The organism is Mesorhizobium sp. M0048 (genome assembly GCF_040323405.1).
Taxonomy (GTDB): Bacteria; Pseudomonadota; Alphaproteobacteria; order Rhizobiales; family Rhizobiaceae; genus Mesorhizobium.
Genome location: NZ_JAMYUV010000124.1, coordinates 1 through 1,059, shown reverse-complemented (window position 1 = coordinate 1,059; position 1,059 = coordinate 1). Strand labels below are relative to the sequence as shown.

1 protein-coding gene is annotated in these 1,059 nt (G+C 68.6%); it reads right to left on the bottom strand.

Going from position 1 to position 1,059, the window contains the following annotated elements:
- Positions 1-1,059: condensation domain-containing protein (locus NKJ84_RS33020; protein WP_352510005.1), on the bottom strand; the 1,059-nt coding region annotated here is incomplete at both ends.

Sequence of the window (1,059 nt, the reverse complement as noted above, 5' to 3'; positions counted from 1 at the left end):
CTCACCCCCAGCCGCCGCGCCTGCTCCCGCAGCCGATCGTTGAGCGCCTGCGGCAGCATCCGCCGCGCCTCGCCGACCCCGCTGCCGTCGCCGCGCACCTCGCTCAGCCCGAACGGCATGGTCGGCTCGTCGATGTCCGCCAGCATCGAGCGGAAGAACTCTTCATGCGCCTTGGCATCGACACCCAGCCGTGCCTGCGCCACCAGATTGCGGAACGGCTGCGGTGCCGCAAGCTCATGCGCCTGCCCGCCGAGCACGGCCCGCACCTCGGCATGCATCACTTCCAGCGTCGTGTGATCGCCGATCAGATGGTGCTGCAACTCCAGCAGCAGCCAGCGCCCGCTGCCGGGCTCGCGCGCGATCCCAAACCGCAACAACGGCGCGCGGCCAAGGCCGATGCGGTGCCGGCGCGGATCAAACCGGCGCCTGAGCTCCTCGGCGCCGGAACCGTCACACGCATCCAGCTCGACCTCGGTCACCTCCAGCGGCGCACGCCGCCACACCACCTGGGCCGGGCTCGACAGCCCCTCCCAGACAAAGGCCGTACGCAAAATGTCGTGTCGGTCCACCACCTGCTGAACGGCGCCAAGATAGCGCTCCAACTGGCCGCGCTCGGCAAACGCCATCTGCGAGACCAGCAAATATGGATCGCCCTTCGTCGCCAGCAGATGATGGAACAGGATGCCGTCCTGCAGCGGCGACAACCCATAAATGTCCTGGATGTTGCCGACGCCGCCGGGCACCGTGGCGACGATCCGGTCGATCTCCGGCTGGGCCAGCTCGATGAGCGGCAGCATCTGCGGCGTAATTGCCGTGCTGTGTTCGGTGATCAGGTTGGCAGGCACCGCCACCTCGTGATGGCTGCCCAGGCTTGCGGCAAGATCGGCCAGCACCGGCCTGGCGAACAGGGCACGCACCTCCACCCCCAGCGACAGCCGCCGCAGCCGCTCCATCAGCTGCACCGCCAGGAGCGAATGGCCGCCCAGTTCGAAGAAGTTGTCGTGGCGCCCGACCCGCTCGACACCGAGAAGCTCCGCCCAGATCTGTGCCAGCGCCGTC